At 71.0% G+C, this 20,210-nt stretch carries 18 protein-coding genes; 11 read left to right on the top strand and 7 right to left on the bottom strand.

The annotated features are described in order from the left end of the window. Nucleotides 1–82 precede the first annotated feature (82 nt). The 9 genes from BJ964_RS19490 to BJ964_RS19450 all read left to right on the top strand — a co-directional run bounded on the left by BJ964_RS19490 (nucleotide 83) and on the right by BJ964_RS19450 (nucleotide 9,890). Complete coding sequence (locus BJ964_RS19490; RefSeq protein ID WP_229807018.1) at nucleotides 83–1,285, top strand: GAF domain-containing sensor histidine kinase; 1,203 nt, start codon at nucleotides 83–85, stop codon at nucleotides 1,283–1,285. Nucleotides 1,286–1,431: 146 nt separating this feature from the next. After that, complete coding sequence (locus BJ964_RS19485) at nucleotides 1,432–2,601, top strand: S8 family peptidase (RefSeq protein ID WP_188121985.1); 1,170 nt, start codon at nucleotides 1,432–1,434, stop codon at nucleotides 2,599–2,601. Nucleotides 2,602–2,732: 131 nt separating this feature from the next. Next, entirely contained in the window at nucleotides 2,733–3,830 is a 1,098-nt protein-coding gene (locus BJ964_RS19480; RefSeq protein ID WP_188121984.1) for an LLM class flavin-dependent oxidoreductase, read from the top strand. Nucleotides 3,831–3,835: 5 nt separating this feature from the next. Further along, nucleotides 3,836–5,086 (top strand): ABC transporter substrate-binding protein, encoded by a 1,251-nt coding sequence (locus tag BJ964_RS19475; protein WP_188121983.1) that lies wholly within the window; start codon nucleotides 3,836–3,838, stop codon nucleotides 5,084–5,086. After that, nucleotides 5,083–5,943 (top strand): carbohydrate ABC transporter permease, encoded by an 861-nt coding sequence (locus BJ964_RS19470; protein ID WP_188121982.1) that lies wholly within the window; start codon nucleotides 5,083–5,085, stop codon nucleotides 5,941–5,943. The genes BJ964_RS19475 and BJ964_RS19470 overlap by 4 nt, the downstream gene beginning before the upstream one ends. Further along, the gene (locus BJ964_RS19465; protein ID WP_188121981.1) at nucleotides 5,940–6,740 is read left to right on the top strand and encodes a carbohydrate ABC transporter permease; all 801 of its coding nucleotides are present in this window, start codon (nucleotides 5,940–5,942) and stop codon (nucleotides 6,738–6,740) included. Before BJ964_RS19470 ends, BJ964_RS19465 begins: the two co-directional genes overlap by 4 nt. Nucleotides 6,741–6,829: 89 nt before the next feature. After that, complete coding sequence (locus tag BJ964_RS19460) at nucleotides 6,830–8,206, top strand: glycosyltransferase family 39 protein (RefSeq protein ID WP_188121980.1); 1,377 nt, start codon at nucleotides 6,830–6,832, stop codon at nucleotides 8,204–8,206. 62 nt (nucleotides 8,207–8,268) lie between these two features. Continuing rightward, complete coding sequence (locus BJ964_RS19455) at nucleotides 8,269–8,799, top strand: RNA polymerase sigma factor (protein ID WP_229807017.1); 531 nt, start codon at nucleotides 8,269–8,271, stop codon at nucleotides 8,797–8,799. Beyond that, nucleotides 8,796–9,890, top strand: coding sequence for a hypothetical protein (locus BJ964_RS19450; protein ID WP_188121978.1), 1,095 nt, complete (start codon nucleotides 8,796–8,798; stop codon nucleotides 9,888–9,890). Before BJ964_RS19455 ends, BJ964_RS19450 begins: the two co-directional genes overlap by 4 nt. A 1-nt stretch (nucleotide 9,891) precedes the next feature. On the opposite strand, the gene BJ964_RS19445 is transcribed toward BJ964_RS19450, so the two are convergent. Next, complete coding sequence (locus tag BJ964_RS19445; RefSeq protein ID WP_229807016.1) at nucleotides 9,892–10,278, bottom strand: nucleoside/nucleotide kinase family protein; 387 nt, start codon at nucleotides 10,276–10,278, stop codon at nucleotides 9,892–9,894. Between the two features lie 466 nt (nucleotides 10,279–10,744). Here BJ964_RS19445 and BJ964_RS19440 point away from each other — a divergent pair, with 466 nt between their 5' ends. Then, entirely contained in the window at nucleotides 10,745–11,713 is a 969-nt protein-coding gene (locus tag BJ964_RS19440; protein WP_188121976.1) for a glycosyltransferase, read from the top strand. On the opposite strand, the gene BJ964_RS19435 is transcribed toward BJ964_RS19440, so the two are convergent. From BJ964_RS19435 to BJ964_RS19425, 3 genes are all read right to left on the bottom strand, one after another. Further along, entirely contained in the window at nucleotides 11,710–13,968 is a 2,259-nt protein-coding gene (locus BJ964_RS19435; protein WP_188121975.1) for an FdhF/YdeP family oxidoreductase, read from the bottom strand. The genes BJ964_RS19440 and BJ964_RS19435 overlap by 4 nt on opposite strands. 39 nt (nucleotides 13,969–14,007) lie before the next feature. Further along, complete coding sequence (gene iscB / locus BJ964_RS19430; protein ID WP_188121974.1) at nucleotides 14,008–15,342, bottom strand: RNA-guided endonuclease IscB; 1,335 nt, start codon at nucleotides 15,340–15,342, stop codon at nucleotides 14,008–14,010. A 463-nt stretch (nucleotides 15,343–15,805) separates the two neighbouring features. Next, entirely contained in the window at nucleotides 15,806–17,008 is a 1,203-nt protein-coding gene (locus BJ964_RS19425; RefSeq protein ID WP_188121973.1) for a hypothetical protein, read from the bottom strand. A gap of 118 nt (nucleotides 17,009–17,126) precedes the next feature. Between BJ964_RS19425 and BJ964_RS19420 the strand changes: the two genes are divergently transcribed. Further along, the gene (locus tag BJ964_RS19420) at nucleotides 17,127–18,140 is read left to right on the top strand and encodes an SDR family NAD(P)-dependent oxidoreductase (protein WP_188121972.1); all 1,014 of its coding nucleotides are present in this window, start codon (nucleotides 17,127–17,129) and stop codon (nucleotides 18,138–18,140) included. A gap of 4 nt (nucleotides 18,141–18,144) precedes the next feature. On the opposite strand, the gene BJ964_RS19415 is transcribed toward BJ964_RS19420, so the two are convergent. Genes BJ964_RS19415 through BJ964_RS19405 form a run of 3 tightly spaced genes read right to left on the bottom strand, consistent with a single transcriptional unit; the run spans nucleotide 18,145 to nucleotide 20,160 of the window. After that, the gene (locus BJ964_RS19415) at nucleotides 18,145–18,693 is read right to left on the bottom strand and encodes a TetR/AcrR family transcriptional regulator (RefSeq protein ID WP_188121971.1); all 549 of its coding nucleotides are present in this window, start codon (nucleotides 18,691–18,693) and stop codon (nucleotides 18,145–18,147) included. A gap of 55 nt (nucleotides 18,694–18,748) precedes the next feature. After that, a complete protein-coding gene (locus BJ964_RS19410) occupies nucleotides 18,749–19,045 on the bottom strand; it encodes a MoaD/ThiS family protein (RefSeq protein WP_188121970.1) in 297 nt (98 codons plus the stop codon). Continuing rightward, nucleotides 19,042–20,160 (bottom strand): WD40/YVTN/BNR-like repeat-containing protein, encoded by a 1,119-nt coding sequence (locus tag BJ964_RS19405; RefSeq protein WP_188121969.1) that lies wholly within the window; start codon nucleotides 20,158–20,160, stop codon nucleotides 19,042–19,044. The genes BJ964_RS19410 and BJ964_RS19405 overlap by 4 nt, the downstream gene beginning before the upstream one ends. Nucleotides 20,161–20,210 lie beyond the last annotated feature (50 nt).

The following is a 20,210-nucleotide window of genomic DNA, read 5'->3' as shown; positions in this document are numbered from 1 at the left end:
CGCCGTGATCACCCTCGTGGTGAACACGGCGGCACGGACCCCCGAAAGCTCAGCTCCATCGGCCCACCGCCGAAGTACAGGCGTGCGCCACGAATCCCCCGCCGAGGACGAAAAGGCCAGGCTGGCCACGCTGTACTCGTACGGCGTGCTGGGGCGGCCCCGCTCCGCCGTGCTCGACGACCTCACCCGGCTGGCCGCATCGATGTTCGACACCCCGATGGCCGCCGTCTCGCTGATCGACCGGGACCGGCAGTGGTTCGCCGGCAGCACCGGCCTGGCCGACGAGCAGACGTCGCTGGACCTGTCGTTCTGCAAGCACGTGATCCCGGCCCGCACCCCGCTGATCGTGCCGAACACCACCCTCGACCCCCGCTTCGCGGCCGCGCCGAACGTGACCGGGACGCCGAAAATCCGGTTCTACGCGGGCGCGCCGATCATCGACCCGGACGGGCACACGCTCGGCGCCATGTGCGTCATCGACGACAGGCCGCGTGTGCTCCACGACCGCCAGGTGGAGAACCTGGTCACCCTCGCCGGGCAGGCGGCGGTCCACCTGACCTCGATACGGGACCGGATGCGAATGGCGGACCTGGGCGACGAGCTGTCCCGGGCCGTGCAGCGCGAGGACGACCTGGTGTCGGCGATCAGCCACGAGCTGCGTACGCCGGTCGCCTCCATCCAGGGCTATCTGGAGATCCTCGGCGACCAGGAGGAGCTGGCCGCCTATCGCAAGTTGATCGACCCGATCCACCGCAACGGCGAGCGCCTGATGCGCATGGTCGACCACCTGCTGGCCGGCACCCGGCCGGGGGAGGCGCCGCTGCCGCCGCCGACCGGGCGGGTCGAGCTGGACGCCGTGGTGCAGGCCGCGTTCCAGTCCTGCGGGTCCCTGATCGCGCTGCGCGCCGAGCAGCCGCGGTTGCACACCGGCGCGGCCGTACCGGTCCGGGCGGACCTGCCCCGGCTGGCCGACGCGATCACCCAGGTGCTGCGCAACGCGCTGCTGTTCACCCCGATGGACCGGGCGATCACGGTCCGGACCGGCACCACGCCGCAGCCCTGGGTCGAGGTCGTGGACACCGGCGTCGGCATCCCGGAGCACGAGCTGCCGTACGTCTTCGACCGCTTCTACCGCGGCCGCCACGCCCGCGATCACGCCGTACCCGGGGTGGGTCTGGGTCTGACGATCGCCCGCAACATCATCGAGTCGCATCGCGGCAGGCTGACCGTCACCGGCACGCCGTCCGGCACGGTCGCCCGGATCGTGCTGCCCGCCGTCGCCTGAGGGCACCGCGGCCAGGCGACAACAGAATATATACATTTCAATATCTAGGTGTGAACGCCTGACGCCCGTACGCTCACCGAAGAAGTCGAGCGATGGGCATCGATCCCTCGGTTGCTCGCCGCCGGCGCGCGCGAGAGAGGAAGATCATGGCGATTCGACGCAGTGGCGGCCGCATCCTGGCCGCTGGTCTGTTCGCACTGGCGACGGCGGTCGTGGCGACGGGAACACCGGCCGCGGCCGCACCGGCGACCGGCACCATCCGGCTGGCCGGCACCGCCGACGCGATCCCCGGCAGCTACATCGTGGTGCTCAAGTCGGGCGCGGTGGAGTCCGGTCTGACCAGGTCGTACGGCGGCACCGTGAAGCGCAGCTTCGGCAAGGCGCTCAACGGCTACGAGGCCGGCCTCACCGAGGCCCAGGCCAAGCGGCTGGCGGCGAACCCGAAGGTGGCCTACGTCGAGCAGAACCAGGTGGTCTCGCTGGCCGCCACCCAGAGCAACGCGCCCTGGGGCCTGGACCGCATCGACCAGCGCGCCCGGCCGCTGAGCACCACCTACACCTACCCGGTCACCGCCTCCAACGTGACCGCCTACATCATCGACACCGGCATCCTCTACACCCACAGCCAGTTCGGCGGGCGGGCCACGGCCGGCTACGACGCCGTCGGCAGCGGCGCGGTCGACTGCAACGGCCACGGCACCCACGTCGCCGGCACGGTCGGCGGCAGCACGTACGGCGTGGCCAAGGCGGTCAAGCTGGTCGGCGTACGGGTGCTCAACTGCTCCGGCTCCGGGACCACGGCCGGGGTCATCGCCGGCGTCAACTGGGTGACCAGCAACGCGGTCAAGCCGGCGGTCGCCAACATGAGCCTCGGCGGCGGCGCCAGCACCTCGATCGACACGGCGGTACGCAACTCCATCGCGGCCGGCATCACCTACGCCATCGCGGCCGGCAACTCGAACGCGAACGCCTGCAACTACTCGCCGGCCCGCGTGCCCACGGCCATCACGGTCGGCGCCACCACCAGCACCGACGCCCGGGCCAGCTACTCGAACTACGGCAGCTGCCTGGACATCTTCGCGCCCGGCTCGTCGATCCTCTCGTCCTGGTACACCAGCACGACGGCCACCAACACGATCAGCGGCACCTCGATGGCGTCGCCGCACGTGGCCGGCGCGGCGGCTCTCGTGCTGTCCCGCAACCCGAGCTACACCCCGGCCCAGGTCTCCTCGGCGCTGACCACCAACGCCACCCCGAGCGTGGTCACCAGCCCCGGCACCAGCTCCCCGAACCTCCTGCTCTTCGTCGTCCAGTAAGGCGGTCGAACGGCGGGGGACGCCCGTCCCCCGCCGTTCGCGAAATCCGGTCCGCCGACCGCTTGTATGAGAACGTGCACATAATCTAGATCACCTTGTTGTCCCATAGGAGATGTGAAAATATCTCCGGCATGCCCGTTGTCCTGCACTGGTTCCTGCCCACGACCGGCGACAGCCGGTCCATCGTGGGCGTCGACGACCGTGGCGGCCGCAGCACGCACACCGACGGCGCCTCGCTGCGCGAGCCCGGTATCGACTACCTGATCGACGTCGCACGTGCCGCCGAGCGCAACGGTTTCACCGGTGTGCTCACCCCCACCGGCACCTGGTGCGAGGACGCCTGGCTGACCACCGCGGCGATCTCCCGCGAGACCACGAGGCTCAAGTTCCTGGTGGCCTTCCGCCCCGGCTCGCTGTCGCCCACCCTGGCCGCCCAGATGGCCGCGACCTTCCAGCGGATCTCCGGCGGCCGGCTGATGCTCAACATCGTCACCGGGAGCGACTCCGCCGAGCAGCGACGTTTCGGTGACTGGCTGGGCAAGGACGAGCGGTACGCCCGGACCGGCGAGTTCCTGACCGTGCTGCGCGGCGCCTGGAACGGCCCGTTCGACTTCGACGGTGAGCACTTCCATGTGGCCGGCGCGCACGCGCCACGCGGCTTCGACGCCCCGCCGATCTACTTCGGCGGCTCGTCGAGGGCCGCCCTGGATGTCGCCACCAACCACGCCGATGTCTACCTGACCTGGGGCGAACCGCCCGCGGCGGTGGCCGCCAAGATCGCCGCGCTGCGGGAACTCGGCTACCCCGGACGATTCGGCATCCGGCTGCACGTGATCACCCGCGACACGTCGAAGCAGGCCTGGGCCGAGGCGAACGCGCTGCTCGACGCCCTGACCCCGGAACAGATCGCGACGGCGCAGGCATCCCTGCGCCAGGCCGACTCGGTCGGCCAGCAGCGGATGCTCGCCCTCCATGGCGGCACCCGCGACGAATTGGAGATCTACCCCAATCTCTGGGCCGGGGTCGGACTCGTCCGTCCCGGCGCCGGGACCGCCCTGGTCGGCAGCCACACCGAGGTCGCCGACCGGATCGCCGAGTACCACGACCTCGGCATCGACGAATTCATCCTCTCCGGATACCCCCACCTCGAGGAGGCCTACCACGCCGGTGAGGGCCTGCTGCCCGAACTGCGCCGACGCGGCCTCCTGACAGGAGCTGAACAGAAGTGACAATCATGAATCGCCGGGACCTGTTCCGCATCGCCGCCGGAGCCGGGGCCGCCTCGCTGCTGGCCGCCTGCGCCGGGCCGGGCGGCGACCCCGCGCCCACGACCGGGAGCGGCGGCGACCTGTCCTTCGCCCACTGGCGTGCCGAGGACAAGGAGGTCTTCGAGCAGATCATCGCTGAGTTCAAAAAATCAAAGAATTTCGGTGTACGTCAGGACATCTCGCCGTCCAACGACTACCAGAGCACCGCTCTCCAGAAGCTGCGGGGCGGCTCGATCGGGGACGCCTTCACCGCCTTCCGCGGCGCGCAGTTCCTGGACATCGCCAAGGCCGGGGTCTCCGCCGACCTGACCGGCAAGGCGGTGCTCGCCGGGTACGAGCCGTCCCTGATCACCGCGGGCGCCACCGGGGGCAAGCAGCTCGGCATCCCGTATCAGCTGGTGTTCAACACCCCGCTGGCCAACACCGACCTGCTCAGCAAGGCCGGGATCGGCGAGGCCCCGAAGGACTGGCAGGGCTTCCTGGCGCTGGCCGACAGGCTGAAGAGCCAGGGTGTCACCCCGATCGCCTGGCCGGGCGGCGACGCGGCCAACGCCGGCCAGCTGCTCAACGTGCTGGTGGTCAACAACGCGCCCACCGACGACGCGCTCGGCAAGATCGAGACCGGCGAGCACAAGGTCACCGACGACTGGTTCCTGACCGTCCTGAAGCAGTACGCCGAGCTGCGCCCCTACTTCCCGGACAACGCCACCGGCACCAGCAGCGACGCGGCGCTCGCACTGTTCGCCCAGGGCAAGGCCGCCCTGCTGGCCACCGGCTCGTTCCAGATCGCCGGGGTCCGCAAGCTGGGCGCCACCTTCCCGATCGACCTGCTCGCGCCGATCACCACGACCGCCGACAAGGCGAAGTACGAGGGTGTCTTCAACGCCACCTTCATCCTCGGCGTGAACACCCGGTCGGCCCGGCAGGACGACGCGCTGGCCTGGATCGAGCACCTGTCCGACCCGGCGGTCGCCGGGGTGTACGCCAACGGCACGGCCCAGCACGTCACGGTCAAGGGCGTCGAGTACACCAACGCCGACCTGAAGGCGCTCGCCCCCTGGCTCACCAGGAAGACCGCCCTGGCACCGCGTTTCCAGTTCACCAACCTGGACATCCGCGGCGCCGTGGAGAACGCGACCGTACAGGTGGCCGGCGGCAAGAGCCCGGAGGAGGCCGCCGAGGCGGCCCAGAAGGTCATCGACCAGAAGAAGAAATGAAGTTCCGTCTCCTGCTCTTCGCGGTCCCCGCGCTGGCCCTGTACGGCGGGTTCTTCCTGCTCCCCGCCGTACAGGGTCTGCGGTACGCCACCACCGACTGGGACGGTTACAGCCCCACCTTCGCCGACGTGGGGCTGTCCAACCTGACCGAGGTGGTGTCGAACGACGACCTGTTCCGTAACGCGCTCACCAACAATCTCAAGTTCCTGTTGGTGGTGGTGCTCGGGCAGACCGCCCTGGCACTGCTGCTCGCGGTGCTGCTGGCCGCCCGCACCCGCGGGTCGACCGTGCTGCGGGCACTGTTCTTCCTGCCGACCGTGCTGTCCTCGGTGTCGGTCGCGTTCATCTGGAAATTCGTCTACGACCCGAACTTCGGGCTGGCCAACGCCGTCCTGGACACGGTGGGGCTGGACGCGTTGCAGAGCGCCTACCTGGGCGACGAGGAGACCGCGATCCTCTGGGTGGCGGTCGCCCAGATCTGGTTCCACGCCGGGCAGATGATGATCGTCTACATCGCCGGGATCAACCAGATCCCGGCGGAGCTGTACGACGCCGCGAAGACCGACGGGGCCGGGCGCTGGCAACAGTTCCGGCACGTCACCTGGCCGATGGTGGCGCCCGCGACGACCCTGGTGATCGCCTACACCACGGTGCAGTCGTTCAAGGCGTTCGACCTGATCCTGGGCCTGGCCGGCAATCCGCCACGGTCCGCGCTGGACATCCTGTCCACCCGGATCTACACCACTTTCGCCAACTCGCAGCTCGGCTACGCGGCCGCCGAGTCGATCGTGTTCATGGTGGCGATCGCCCTGGTCACCTGGCTGCAGAACCGGGCCGGACGGATGGTGCACGGATGAGACGGCTGATCCTCGGCGTCTACGCGACGCTCATCGTGGTGCCGCTGCTGGTGATCGTCGGCGGCAGTCTCAAGACCACCCCGGACCTGTTCGCCGCGCCGTTCGGGCCGCCCACTGACCCGACCCTGGACAACTACGCCACCGTGCTGGCCGAACAGGACCTGCTCGGCGTGCTCGGCAACAGCGTGCTCGTGGTGTCGGTGTCGGTGCCGCTCACCCTGCTGCTGGGGAGCCTGGCCGCGTACGCGGTGGCCCGGCTGCCCCGGTGGCCGTCCCGGCTGCTGTTCGGGATCTTCGCGATCGGCCTGGCGGTCCCGGCACAGGCCGTGATGATCCCGCAGTACGTGCAGTTCGAGCGGCTCGGCCTGCGCAACAGCCTGACCGGCCTGATCCTGGTGAACGTGGTGGTGACCCTGCCGGTGGCGGTGTTCATCCTGGCCGGGTTCATGCGGACGCTGCCGGGCGAGCTGTACGAGGCGGCCGAGATCGACGGGGCCGGGCCGTGGGCGACGTTCTGGCGGATCGCGGTACCGGTCTCCGCGCCGAGCCTCGCCGCCACCGCGATCTTCCTGCTGGTGATGCACTGGAACGATCTGCTCTACCCGCTGCTGTTCATCGACGAGCCGGGCAAACGCACCCTCCCCCTGGCACTGCTCGGCTTCCAGGGCGAATACCTCACCGACTACCCGCTGCTGTTCACCGGTGTGGTCGTCGCCTCGCTGCCGATGGTGCTGGCGTACGCCTTCCTCCAGCGCCACTTCGTCGCCGGCATCACCGCGGGCGCGGTCAAGGGCTGACCGGCACGGCCCCGGCGCCCACCTGACGTTCACGGACTGTTCGGGTGGCGATCGTCGTGCCGCGGGGCGGCCGCTCCTAGGGTCGTCCGGTGAAACGCGTGACGACCCCGCTGGTGTGGGCCCTTCCGGCGGTGGTCACGGCGATGCTCGGCGGGTGGCGGCTGACCGGGGCGGCGCTCTGGGCGGACGAGCTGGCCACCTGGGGAGCGGTCCGGCTGAGCTGGGAGCGGCTGTGGCGGCTCGCCGATGCGGTTGACGTGGTGCTCACGCCGTACTATGCGGGTTTGAAGGCTTTTGCCGCGATTGCCGGAACCGGCACGACGGCCCTGCGCCTCCCCTCGCTGCTCGCCATGATCCTGACCGCCCTCGTGGTGGTGGCGCTCGGCCGCCGGGCCGGCGGGGACGCGGCCGGGCTCGGCGCCGGGCTGCTCTTCGCGGTCCTGCCGGTGACCTCCCGGTACGCGCAGGAGGCCCGCCCCTACGCGCTGGTCATGCTCGGCGCGGCGCTCGCCCTGCTGGCGCTGGTCCGCCTGCTGGAGCGGCCGACGGTCGCGCGGGCCGCGGTCTACGCGGCGGCGGTCACAGCGACCGGCCTGTGCCATCCGCTCAGCGGCCTGCTCATGATCGCCGGGCACGCCCTGGCCGGATGGCGTCTGCCACGGCGGTGGCTGCCCGCCGCGCTGGCCGGGAGCCTTCCGGCGCTGGCCCTCTGCCTGTCGGCCGCCGGACAATCCGCGCAGATCTCCTGGATCGCCCTGGTCGGCCCGCAGACCGTGCGCAACCTCCCGCAGCAGTTGTTCGTCTCGGCCGTCGTGGGCGGCCTGATCCTGGGACTCGCGATCCTCGGCCCGTGGTCTCAGCGCGCCCTGGTCGGCGCCGGTCTCGTCCCGATCGCGCTCCTCCTCGCCGCCGGACTGTTCACCCCGGTGTGGGTGGCCCGGTACGTGCTGATCACCGTCCCCGCCCTGGTGGTGCTCGCGGCGTGGGCCGCCGTTCAGGCCGGCCGAACCCACCTGACCGCCGTCGTCGCGCTCGCCGCCTTCCTCGGCTACCCGGCCCAGCTCGACATCCGCGAACCGGCCGGCCACGGTCAGGACTCCGCCCGCATCGCCGCGGTGATCCGCCCCCTCTACCGGCCCGGCGACGTGGCCGTCTTCCCCGACTCGCACTACAGCATCGCCTGGGCGCCCCGCGACCTCTACCAGCGCTATCTGCCCGCCCCGCGCCCGCCGGACGTGCTCGCCACCACCGGCCAGCGGCTGACCGGGCGGCTCCAGGCCCGGGAGTGCCCGGACGCCGCCTGCCTCGGCGCACCCGACCGGATCTGGGTGATCCGGGTGGACAGCCCGGCCGACCCGTTGCAGGACATGACGGCCGCCAAACGGGACCGGATCGGCGACGGCTACCGGATCGCCCGGCGATGGAGTTACCCACTGCTCGGCATCACCCTGATGGAACGCCGGTAATCTCCCGCCACCTGCCGGACACCTTCGGTGGTGGAGAGCCATCGACGACCGGGGAGGCAGGAGTGGGCGACGACGCGCCCGACGAGGAGAGATTCGACCGGCTGTGGCGCGAACACGCCGCGGCCGTGCTGGCCTACGCGCGCCGCCGGGTCGACGGCGACCAGGCCGACGAGGTGGTCGCCGAGACGTTCGTGGTGGCGTGGCGGCGGCTCCGCGAGATCCCGGAGGCGGCCCGGCCGTGGCTGTTCGGGGTGGCCCGGCGGGTGAGCGCCAACGTGCGCCGGTCCGAGCAGCGGCGCGAGGCCCTGCACGACCGGCTCGCCGCCCAGCCCGCGCACGCCACCAGCGGCCCGTCCGGCCTGGTCGGCCGGGCCCTGGACCGGCTGCCCGCCGACGACCGCGAACTGTTGATGCTGCTGGCCTGGGACGGGCTGACCCGGCCCGAGGCGGCGGCCGCGCTGGGATGTTCCCGGGGCACGCTGGCCGTACGCCTGCATCGTGCCCGCCGCCGTCTGAGGACCGTCATGACCGACCTGGCCGGAGAGTCCGGGCCGGCCGTTCTGCCCGCCACCGTTCCGGGAGTCCTGCGATGAACCGCAACGATCTGCCGTCCGCCCTGCTCGCGGCGAACCCGGCGCCCGATGCCGAACCCGGTGACGCCGAGCGGCTCGCCGCGATCCGCGCCGCCGTCGACCACCGGCGGCACTCGGTCGCCATCAGCTCCGCGCCACGCCGGCACGGGCGCCGTCTGGCGGTACTGGCCGGGCTGACCACGGCCGCGGTGGTGGTGACGGTCGCCGGAACCCGCCTGTGGTCACCCGAGCCGGACCCGCTGATCTCCGCGGCCATCGCCATGGACGGCTCGCTGAGCTGCGGAGCCGGAATCGAGGGGTACGCCGAGCCGATCCGCCCCGACAAGGCGTCCGTCCGGCTGTTCCCCACCGTGATCCCCGACGGCTGGCGGCTGGTGAACGTCTTCGCCCGCTCCTCCACCTGGCCGGCGGCGTGCACCGTTCCGTCGCTGATGGCCGCCGACCTCGACGACGGGGCCGTGATGCGGGGCGGCGTGTGGGTGAACGGCCCGGTCGACCGGATCTCCTACGAGGAGGACGGCGCCGGGATGAACCCGAAGCCGGTCCGCACCGACGACACCCTCAACGGCCGCCCGGCGGTGCGCTACGACTGGCAGGACTCGATCTCCTGGGTGTGGTCCGACGAGCGCGGCAAGTACTGGCAGGCGACGGTCTCCGGCTACCCCTTGGACCAGGCCCGCAAGATCATGGCCGCCGCCCGCACCGACGGTGACCAGGTCGTCTGGTCCGGCGAGCAGGTCCCTCAGATGCGGGTGCTGCACCAGCGGACCGGCCCGCGCTACCCGGCGGAGACCCCCACCGAGGACTGGTACATCCGCCTCACCGACGGCCACGGAGACTGGATCGTCAACGTCCGCAGCGGCCGGTTGGAGCCGCTCGCCGCCGACCTGAGGACCGGGCTGCGGCTGGAGTCCCTGGACGGCCACACCCTGATCGAGGGGAAGTCGGGCCTCTCCTACGAGGCACAACCGGGCAGCTGGGCCGACACCGAGGTCCGCGGCGACCCGGCCGCCGTCCGCGCCCTGCTGGCCGGCCTGCGCCACCTCCCCGCCGACGACCCCCGCCTCGACGAATACGCCATGAAGGAGTGATTCAGCACGTCTCGATGAGCAGGTCCGCCCGGTCGCGGACCTGCTCGGCCGTGTGGAAGGCGGCCTCCTGCCCGGCCCACCGGTCCCAGTGCGGGGCATAGGTGGCGCCGTCCCGGGCGAGCGCGCGCCGCTTGCGCTCCGCGGTGGGGCACACCAGCCAGACCAGACCGATGAGGTACGGGGTGAGCACCCGCGCCCCCGTGCCGACCCCTTCGACGATCAGCCACCCGCCCGGCGGCACCCGGTGCTCCTCCGCGTAGGCGCCGGCGGTCCAGTCCCAGCGCCGCCACACGGCCGGCTCCCCGGCGGCGAGCGGCTCGAGGATCCACTCGCGCAGGGCCGTGACACCGGGGAGGAGCCCGTCCCACCCGGTGTAGAGATCATCCATGTGGATGGTCGGCGACCCCGTTCGGTCGGCGAGGGCCGCCGCGAGGGTCGTCTTGCCTGAGCCGGAACGGCCTTCTATCGCGAGGACCCGTCGGCCTTCGATCGGTGGGTGCCGGGCCGCCGCCCAAGCGACTATGCGCTCAACGGCACCCGTTTTCGCCACCACCATGGGCGATCATCCTATTTCGTTCCGGACCCGCCCGGGACGGGAAAGCGACCGGGCTCACATCGCCGTTCACCGAGGTCCCCAGAATCCACAGCCCTACCACAGGATTCTCGGGAAAGCTCTGGCCACCGGCCTGCGCGGCTCCGGACATCACCCTCGACCACCCTCGTCACCTACGTGTAATTGGTTCGCCTTTTACCCGTAGGATGCTGCATTCCGGATCCCCTTTCCCCCTCGTCCGCACCCGTACGCAAATCGCGCCCCCCACCGCGTCATGCGCCGTCGCCCAGGAGCAAACGGCTTGGAGCACAACAGCAGTTCCGACGTCAGCATCGTCATACCGACGCACAGTGAGAAGCGGTGGGCCTCGCTCACCCGTACGATCACCTCCGCTCAGGCGCAGACGTACCCGGCGGCCGAGATCGTGGTGGTCGTCGACCACAACCCGGAGATGGCGCACCGGGTGAAGCTCACGTTCCCCGGGGTGACCGTGCTGGAGAACGCGTACGCGCGGGGCGCATCCGGCAACCGCAACACCGGGGCCTTCCACACCCGTACGCCGTTCATCGCGTTCCTCGACGACGACACCGTGGCGAGCCCCGAGTGGCTGGCGTACCAGTTGACGCCGTTCGCCGACCCGTCGGTGGTCGGCACCGGCGGGGGCATCATCCCGGCCTGGGCCGGACCGCGCCCGGCGTGGATGCCGGACGAGCTGCTCTGGGCGGTGGGGGTCTCCTACACCGGGATGCCGACGAGGACCGCGCCGATCCGTAACGTCTGGTCCGCGAACATGATCGTGCGACGGGACGCGTTCCTGGCGGTCGGCGGCTTCCGGACCGGGTTCGGCAAGCTGGGCGACCAGAACCGGCCCGAGGACACCGAGCTGTGCCTGCGGATGAGCGCGGCGGCCGGCGGCCGGTGGATGTACGTGCCGCACGCCACCATCGACCACGAGGTGCCGGCCGACCGGTCGACGTTCGGGTTCCTGATGCGGCGCTGCTACGCCGAGGGCCGCGGCAAGGTGCAGATGGCCGGTCTGATGCCGAAGGACCAGGAACTCGGCGCGGAGAAGGACTACCTGCGGCGTACGCTGCCGCGCGCCGTGGGCCGCAACCTGACGCGGGCGATGACCGGCCGCGGGGCCGCGCACGCGCTCCAGGCGATGGCCGTGGTCGCCGCCGTCCTCGCGGCCGCCTGGGGTGGCGGGGTGGAGACCCTGGCCGGGCTCTTCGAGAGCGGCCCGGCCCCCACCGACAACGTCTCCGTCTAGACGCGTTCCAGACGGACCTGCACCCATTTCGACGTGGGCGTCCCGCTCTCCTCGGCCTGTGAGTCGAGCGGGACCAGCGGGTTGGTCTCCGGGTAGTAGGCGGCCACGCAGCCCTTCGGGGTGTCGTAGGCGACCAGCCGAAACCGCTCGGCCCGCCGCTCGACGCCGTCGGCCCACTCGGAGACCAGGTCCACCACGTCACCGTCGGCGAACCCGAGCTCGGTGAGGTCGGCGTCGCTGATGAACACCACCCGGCGGCCCTGCCTGATCCCCCGGTACCGGTCGTCCAGCCCGTAGATCGTGGTGTTGAACTGGTCGTGGCTGCGCAGCGTCTGGAGCACGAGCCGGCCCTCCGGCACGGTCATCACCTCGACCGGGCTGACCGTGAAGACCGCCTTCCCCTCGGGTGTCGGGAAGGTCCGTGAGTCCCGCGGCGGGTGCGGCATGGTGAACCCGCCGTCGCGGATCTTCGCGGCGTAGTCGTCGCAGCCCGGCACCACCCGCCCGATCCGCTCCCGGATCTGTTCGTAGTCGGCGGCGAACGCGTCCCACGGGATGTCGTGCCGGTCGCCGAGGGCGGCGGCCGCGATGCCGCAGACGATGTCCACCTCGGAGCGCAGCAGCGGCCCCACCGGAGCGGACCGCCCCCGGGAGGCGTGCACCGCCGACATCGAGTCCTCCACGGTGATCCGCTGCACCCGGCCGCCGGTCAGGTCCTGCTCGGTACGCCCGAGCGTCGGCAGGATCAGCGCGGTCCGCCCGGCCTCGACGTGGCTGCGGTTGAGTTTCGTGGAGATCTGCACGGTCAGCGCCGCGTCGCGCATCGCGGCCGCGGTCACCTCGGTGTCCGACATGGCGCCGACGAAGTTGCCGCCCAGGGCGACGAACACCTTCGCCCGGCCGTCCCGGAAGGCGCGCACCGTGTCGACGGCGTCGTGGCCGTGCGCGCGTGGCGGCTCGAAGCCGAACTCGTCGCGCAGCCGGTCCAGGAACACCGCGGGCGGCCTCTCCCAGATGCCCATGCTCCGGTCGCCCTGCACGTTGGAGTGCCCGCGGACCGGGCAGAGCCCGGCCCCCGGCTTGCCGATCATGCCCTGGAGCAGGGCGACGTTGACGAACTCCTTGATCGTGGCGACGGCGTTGCGGTGCTGGGTGATGCCCATCGCCCAGCAGTGCACGATCCGTTTCGCCGAGGCCAGCATGTCGGCGGCGGCCTCGATCTCGTCCCAGCTCAGCCCGGTCGCGGCGAGCACGGTGTCCCGGTCGATGCCGGCGACGTGCTCGGCCCAGGCGTCGAACCCGGCCGTGGACGTCTCGATGAACTCCCGGTCGGCGACGCCCTTCAGCAGCAGCAGGTGGCCGATGGCCTGCCAGAGGGCCAGGTCGCCGTTGGAGCGGATCCGCAGCAGCCGGTCGGCCAGTGGGGTGCCGGCGCCGACCAGGCCGCGCACGTTCTGCGGGTTGTCGAAGCGGATCAGCCCGGCCTCCGGCAGCGGGTTGATCGCCAGGATCTTCGCGCCGTCCCGTTTGGCGATCTCCAGGGCGGTGAGCATGCGCGGGTGGTTGGTGCCCGGGTTCTGCCCGGAGACCACGATCAGGTCGGCCTGGTGCAGGTCCTCCAGGGTGACCGAGCCCTTGCCCATGCCGATGGTGCGCATCAGGGCGGTGCCGGTCGACTCGTGGCACATGTTGGAGCAGTCCGGCAGGTTGTTGGTGCCGAGCGCCCGGGCCAGCAGCTGGTAGACGAACGCCGCCTCGTTGCTGGCCCGCCCGGAGGTGTAGAAGGCCGCCTCGTCCGGACTGTCCAGATCTCTCAAGAACGAGCCGATCAGGGCGAACGCGTCGTCCCAGGAGATCGGCTCGTAGTGGGTGCCGCCGTCCCGGCGCACCATCGGGTGGGTGAGCCGGCCCTGCTTCTCCAGCCAGTGATCGGTCCGCCCGGCCAGGTCGGCGAGTCCGTGCTCGGCGAAGAACTCCGGGCCGACGGTGTCCCGCTGGCCCTCCCAGGAGACCGCCTTCGCCCCGTTCTCACAGAACTCGGCGGTGTGCCGGCGGCCCTGCGGGTCCGGCCAGGCGCAGCTCATGCAGTCGACGCCGTCGTGCTGATTCAGGGTGCGCAGGTTGCGCACCGTCTTGCGCACACCCATCTTGCGTACGGCGTTGGCGAGGCTCAGCCGGACCGCCTGGAGACCGGCCACGTGATCGGCCGGTGGCCCCACCCGAAGACGGGCCTCTTCCTCGTCGAAGGCTGTCATCAGATTTCCTTCCGTGGATACTCCGGCGCCGTAACGAGCTCACGCAGGCTGTTGTTCGGGCTGGCGGGAGTAGGTCCAGCCGTCGCCGCGCTGCAACAGCCGGACATACCGGTGACCGATTCCTTGAACCAGGCCAGTAGCGGTGCGGATGTTGAACCGGCCGGTCGAGCGGACCGCGACGCGACCCACGTGCGTGCCCTGATTCGCACCGGTGCGCACGACAGCGCGGACCAGATCACCGGTCTGGAACCCGTGATGCAGTTTCGTCCGCGGTAGCCGGAGCCGGGGGAACCCGTACCTGTCCGTCCGGGTGCGGGTGTAGGTGCCGCGGCCTGTCGCCGTGGCGACCAGCACCCGGACGGGCCAGCCCGTCACCTCATCCACAACGCCGACGTGCAGGGCGTCGAGGGTGTGAGACTTCGGCGTGTTGGTGCGGTGCCGGTTGTACTTGGTGCGGCCACCAGACGCAACATGCACGGGCAGGCCCGTGACGGTGAGCGACTTCCAGAGCGCCCACCGGGTCGAAGACACAGCCGCCGCATCGCGGAGCGGCTTCCTTACCTGCGCGAGAATCCGAGCCAACATCTCGGGCCGGCCGGCGAGAAACACCTCCACCGGTTGGTTACCCTTCGTCTGGTTGCAAGAGATACACGCGAGCGTCAGATTCGATGCCCGGTCCGAGCCGCCACGCGACCGCGGCCGGATGTGATCGAGGTTCAACGGCACTCCCGAAACGCCGCAGTACGCGCATTTCCGCTGCCACTTTTCGAGGAGATACTCGCGGAGTTCGTAGCCATGCAGGGTGCCCTGCTGGTAGCCGCGACCCGCGATCTCGGGGTCCTGCAGCAACTGGGTGTCGAACGCAACCCGCTCCACATGCAGCGCGGCGACGGGAGCCCACCTTTGGAGTCGGCTGATCCACGACATCGTCGTCTCGACCCGATGCCGCAGCGAGGGAGCCAACCAGCCCACTGAGCGGGTGCGGTTGTCGAACCGCGGCTGCCGGTAACGCAGATTCCGGGAGCGCCGGCCCCGACGCAACGCAGCACGCGCCGTGAGTTTCTCCCGGATCTGGTTGCCGCGGTGCTGGACTTCGATGCTGAACACCCCAGCCCGCACCACCGCCGGTTCCGCCACCGGCTTCGGTGAGACGGCATCAGAGCCGGTGAACAAACTGATGCCGGTGTACCGCGACCCGGGATCGACTCCGATTTGCACGCCTTGGACGACTGATTCCTGCCGGTTACGGTCGCGGAGGCGGATGACGAATGGGGTACGGCGGTGTACGACGGCTCGGCCTGTGCGTAGCAATTGCCGGGCTCGTGCGGGGGTGCAGGGTTGTAGTGGGAGGCCGTTGCGGTCGAGGACGAACACCCGCGGTTCTGTCACTTGCTGCTGGTGGGCGTTACCGCCCGCTCCCGGCTCGGCCGCAGCCGCGCCGGGGTGACGCCCCTGCCGCGGAACAACCACGGTAGGGGTCTCCCCTCGCCCATGTTGAACACCGGCTTGCCACCCCGGGTGGGAGTGGTGTCGTGGCCCTGTTTCGTCCCGACCCGACGGGTTGTCTACTGACCGCGATTCCAGAGGGCCGGGCTGAGGAAGCACCCGACCGTAGGTCTGCGCACCTATGTTCAACGTAGTTTCACCCCTTTCAAAGGGTTTACTCGGGCTGGTCACACACACCGCGACCGACCGGGCTCACCGGCTTAACCAGCAAGCCCGGTCGTTCACGGCCGGGTTGGTGACCGGACCCTCCCCATTGCGGCACACGTTCCCACGTGCAGTCTCTCTCGCCCACCGTGCGCCTCGCCGTGCGGGATCGGCAACCTCAGCATTCTCAGTCGAGACGGTGCTGCCGCATCCCGTCCAGCACGTCGGCGGACGGCCACGTCTCGACCCGGTAGCGGGCCGGGGCGAGCAGCGGCTCCGGGCACAGGCCGGCCTCCTGTTCGGCGATCCGCCACGGCACCCGGAAGTCGATGCCGTCGCCGGCCCGGGCGAACGCCACCGAGTCGGCGCGGGGCAGCAGTGTGCAGACGCCGTCGGTCCAGGTGGCGATGGTCTCGACCGGGCCGCCGCCGGACGGCTCGACCGCGATCAGGCTGCCCACGTGCACGTCGACGCCGGCTTTGGCGTACTGGTCGGAGAGCCATTCGGTCTGGTTCGAGTACTCGGTGAGCGCCAGCACCGCGTCGGCTCGGCGGGCCGGCCGGTGGTGCGGGTGCCCCGGCGGGGGAGCGTACGGCACCGACCGGCCGTCCGGCCCGGCCACGTAGCCGACCGGGGACAGGTAGCGGACCGCCTCGCCGAAGGAGTGCTCCACGGCGGCGTAGATCTGCTCCGCGCCGGTGTCCGGCAGCGGGGTGACCAGCAGGGTGTTGCTGTCCGGCACGAACGCCAGGGCCGGGCCGCCCATCCGCTCCCCCACCTCGGACAGCCAGCCCGGCGACAGCAGCAGCGAGGTGAAGTAGCCGTCGCCGTCGTCGAGGATGCTGATCGCCGTGCTGTCGCGCCACGGCCGGTCCAGGGCGCCGCGGGCGATGACGGCCAGGTTCTGCCGGGCCACCGCGAACACCTCGTCGACCGGTACGCCCCACGTCTCCAGGCGGTCCGGCGACACGTACGCCATCGCCTCCGGGGTGTCGATCACGACGAGCTCGCGCAGGTGCGGCATGGCCGGGCGGGACAGCGGCGGGCGCATCCCGGTCGGCCCGGCCGCGCCGAACGTCACCGGGCGCAGCACCGGGCGCAGCTTCGCGCGTACCGCGTCCCAGTCCTCTTCCGGGAGCGGCGCGATCAGCCGGATGAGGCGCTCGAGCTGTTGCCGGCGTTCCGCCGGCGAGGCGTCCGCGGTCTCCCGGAAGACGTTGGAGAGGTAGAGATGGGCCGGACCGGCCACACCGGTCCGGTGAATCGCGATGGCGAAGTCGTCCGGCTGGTAGACCGCACGCTCCACGCCGGGGGTACGCCGGGCCACCCGGAGAGCGAGCTGGGCGAAACGGCGCCGCGGCGAACCGGCGAACCTGTCCAGCAGTCCCATTGGTGGACCGTAGCGTGTTTCGCCGGATCGATCCGCTCCTGGCCGGGGCTCGCCGGGAGAGCCGAAGTAAACTAAGTTGACTTCCGCTCCCGCTCCCCTTGACCGAAGGGAACACCCTATGACGACCGCGCCGAAGCCCCTGACCGCGGCGAACACCGTCGGTGAATGGCTCGACCACCCGGTGGGCGGCCCGGCTCTGGGCGAGCTGCTCGCGGCGGGCGGCGCCGACGCCTCCTCGCTCGCGCCGGTCCGCGGACTCCCGCTCCAGCAACTGGTCGCCCTCAGCCAGGGCAAGATGCCGCAGTCGGTGATCGACGACCTGGTGCTCCAGGTCAACGGCGGCGTCGCCCCGGTCGAGTCCGGTGCGGGCGCCGGCTGGCAGGAGCGGATCACCGCCGGCCGGTTCGACGGCCGGACGGTCATCGTGACCGGCGCCGCCTCCGGCATCGGGCGGGCCACCGCGTCCCGCATCGTCCGCGAGGGCGGCCGGGTCATCGGCGTCGACATCACCGCCGAGAAGCTCAAGGAGGCCGAGGCCGAGCTGGGTGAGTCGTTCGTCGCGGTCGCCGGCGACATCACCCGGTCGGACGACATCGAACGGATCGTCGCCGCCGCCGGCGACCGCATCGACGGCCTGGCCAACATCGCCGGTGTGGTCGACGACTTCAGCCCGGCCCACGAGGCGTCCGACGCCGTCTGGGAGAAGGTCTTCGCGGTCAACGTGGACGGCGTCTTCCGCCTCACCCGCGCGGTCCTGCCGGCCATGCTCTCCGCCGGGCGCGGCGCGATCGTCAACGTCGCCTCCGAGGCGGCGCTGCGGGGCAACGCCGCGGGCATCGCCTACACGGCGTCCAAGCACGCGGTCGTCGGCATCACCAAGAACACCGCGTTCATGTACGGGCAGCAGGGCATCCGGACCAACGCGGTGGCGCCCGGCGGGGTGGCCACCGGCATGGCACCGGTGAACACCTCCGAGTTCGGCCGCGGGCGGACCGGCCCGTTCCTCCAGCTCATCCCGGGTGTGGCGATGGCCGAGCACCTGGCCGCGTCGATCACCTTCCTGCTCAGCGACGACGGGGTGAACCTCAACGGCGTGGTCCTGCCGTCCGACGGCGGCTGGTCCGTGCAGTAACCGGTCACCCGCGCGGGCTCAGGGCCCGCTGCAACAGCGCGCCGTAGTGCGCCACCAGGAGCGGCCGGTCGGCGGTCACCAGATGCTCGTCCTCCACCACCCAGAGGGCGTAGAGCAGACCGCCGACCACCGCGGCGGCCAGCCGGGCCCGGATGTCGGCGTCCGGGCCGGTGAGCCGGGCCCGCACCGGTGCGACGAAGGTGCGCTCGTGGATGTCCTGGAGGCGGGCCCGGATCTGCGGCTCGTTGCTGCCGTGCACCAGCGCCAGGTAGACGCCGCGGATGTCGTCGTCGGCGAGCAGCACCTCGATGAAACGCTCGCCGAACCGCTCCAGCGGGACGTCCAGCAGCGGCTCGTCGTCGATCGTCAGGTGCATGGTGTCCAGGAACAGCAGCTCCTTGGTCCCGAAGTGCCGGATCACCAGCGCCGGGTTGGTGGCGGCCTGCGCCGCGATGTCGCGCACCGACGTGCGGGCGAAGCCACGCTCCCGGAAGAGACGGGTCGCCGCGTTACGGATCTCCTCGCGGGTCGCCTCCCCGGTACGCCTGGCCATGCCCCGATCGTATGCCGCCACCAGCATCGCCGATCCCGGCAGGCCGGGGTCCGGGTCAGCCGCCGGCCATCGCGCCGACCACCATGAACGGCTCCTCACCCTTGACCACCCGGTCCGGCAGCGGATCGTCCGGCGACTCGTTGGACAGGTCCTCCTCGCAGGCGAAGAAACGCACCAGCGCCCTCCGCTTGCCGGTGGCCCGGTCCCGCATGGTGCCGCGCAGCATCGGATAACGCTCCTCGACCGCGTCGAGCACGTGCCGCTGGGTCACCTCCCCGGGCACCTCGACCCGCACCTCCCCGGTCACGTGCGCGAGATTGCGCAGGTGGGGCGGGAGGATGACACGGATCACGGCAGCACCTGCACTTCCACGGAGAGCACCGGCGGCAGGTCGCGGACGACGGCGCGCCACGTGTCGCCGCTGTCGGCGGAGGCGTACACCTGGCCGCCGCTCGTGCCGAAGTAGATGCCGCAGGAGTCGAGCGTGTCGACCGCCATGGCGTCGCGGAGCACGTTGACGTAGCAGTTCTCCTGGGGCAGGCCTGCGGTGAGGGCCTCCCACCGCTCGCCCCCGGTCCGGCTGCGGTAGACGCGCAGTCTGCCGTCCATCACGAAGTGCTGCTGGTCGCTGGTGATCGGCACCACGTAGATCGTCTCCGGCTCGTGCGCGTGCACCGCGATCGGGAAGCCGAAGTCGGTCGGCAGGTCCCCGCTCACCTCACGCCAGTTGGCGCCGGCGTCGTCGGTACGCATCACGTCCCAGTGCTTCTGCATGAACAGCGTGTCCGGGCGGGACGGGTGCATGGCGAGCCGGTGCACGCAGTGGCCCACCTCGGCGTCCGGGTCGGGCAGCTCCATGTTGCTCTGCAACCCCCGGTTCATCGGCTGCCAGGTCTCGCCCCCGTCGTCGCTGCGGAACACGCCGGCCGCCGAGATCGCCACGTAGATGCGGTCCGGGTTCACCGGGTCCAGCAGGATCGTGTGCAGGCACATGCCGCCGGCGCCGGGCTGCCACTTCGGCGCCGACGGGTGGGTACGCAGGCCGGTGAGCTCCACCCATTTCTGGCCGCCGTCGGTGCTCTTGTAGAGGGCGGCGTCCTCGACCCCGGCGTACACCGTGTCGGGGTCGGTGCGGGACGGCTCCAGGTGCCAGACCCGTTTGAACTCCCACGGGCGCGGGGTCCCGTCGTACCAGAGATGGTCGCCGACGTCGCCGGCGTAGGTGAAGTCGTTGTCCACCGTCTCCCAGTTGGCGCCGCCGTCGTCGGAGCGCTGGATGACCTGGCCGAACCAGCCCCCGGACTGCGACACCCAGAGCCGGTCGGTGTCCGCCGGCGAGCCGTTGGCGTGGTAGATCTCCCATCCGGCGAAGTGCGGGCCGTCCACCTTCCAGTCCTCGCGCTTGCCGTCCGAGGTCAGGATGAACAGTCCCTTGCGCGTCCCGACCAGCAATCGAACACCGCTCACGTTCCACTCCCCTCCTGTCGACCCATAGACGCATGATGGTGCGCGTCACA

It is taken from the genome of Actinoplanes lobatus, assembly GCF_014205215.1.
Classification (GTDB): domain Bacteria; phylum Actinomycetota; class Actinomycetes; order Mycobacteriales; family Micromonosporaceae; genus Actinoplanes; species Actinoplanes lobatus.
This window is presented reverse-complemented; position numbering and strand designations above follow the sequence as displayed.

Excerpts from the sequence above, each read along its gene's own strand:
- BJ964_RS19485 (WP_188121985.1), top strand. The coding sequence starts at position 1,432 with ATGGCGATTCGACGCAGTGGCGGCCGCATCCTGGCCGCTGGTCTGTTC.
- BJ964_RS19480 (WP_188121984.1), top strand. The coding sequence starts at position 2,733 with ATGCCCGTTGTCCTGCACTGGTTCCTGCCCACGACCGGCGACAGCCGG.
- BJ964_RS19475 (WP_188121983.1), top strand. The coding sequence starts at position 3,836 with ATGAATCGCCGGGACCTGTTCCGCATCGCCGCCGGAGCCGGGGCCGCC.
- BJ964_RS19470 (WP_188121982.1), top strand. The coding sequence starts at position 5,083 with ATGAAGTTCCGTCTCCTGCTCTTCGCGGTCCCCGCGCTGGCCCTGTAC.
- BJ964_RS19465 (WP_188121981.1), top strand. The coding sequence starts at position 5,940 with ATGAGACGGCTGATCCTCGGCGTCTACGCGACGCTCATCGTGGTGCCG.
- BJ964_RS19450 (WP_188121978.1), top strand. The coding sequence starts at position 8,796 with ATGAACCGCAACGATCTGCCGTCCGCCCTGCTCGCGGCGAACCCGGCG.
- BJ964_RS19445 (WP_229807016.1), bottom strand. The coding sequence starts at position 10,278 with ATGGATGATCTCTACACCGGGTGGGACGGGCTCCTCCCCGGTGTCACG.
- BJ964_RS19435 (WP_188121975.1), bottom strand. The coding sequence starts at position 13,968 with ATGACAGCCTTCGACGAGGAAGAGGCCCGTCTTCGGGTGGGGCCACCG.
- BJ964_RS19425 (WP_188121973.1), bottom strand. The coding sequence starts at position 17,008 with ATGGGACTGCTGGACAGGTTCGCCGGTTCGCCGCGGCGCCGTTTCGCC.
- BJ964_RS19420 (WP_188121972.1), top strand. The coding sequence starts at position 17,127 with ATGACGACCGCGCCGAAGCCCCTGACCGCGGCGAACACCGTCGGTGAA.
- BJ964_RS19415 (WP_188121971.1), bottom strand. The coding sequence starts at position 18,693 with ATGGCCAGGCGTACCGGGGAGGCGACCCGCGAGGAGATCCGTAACGCG.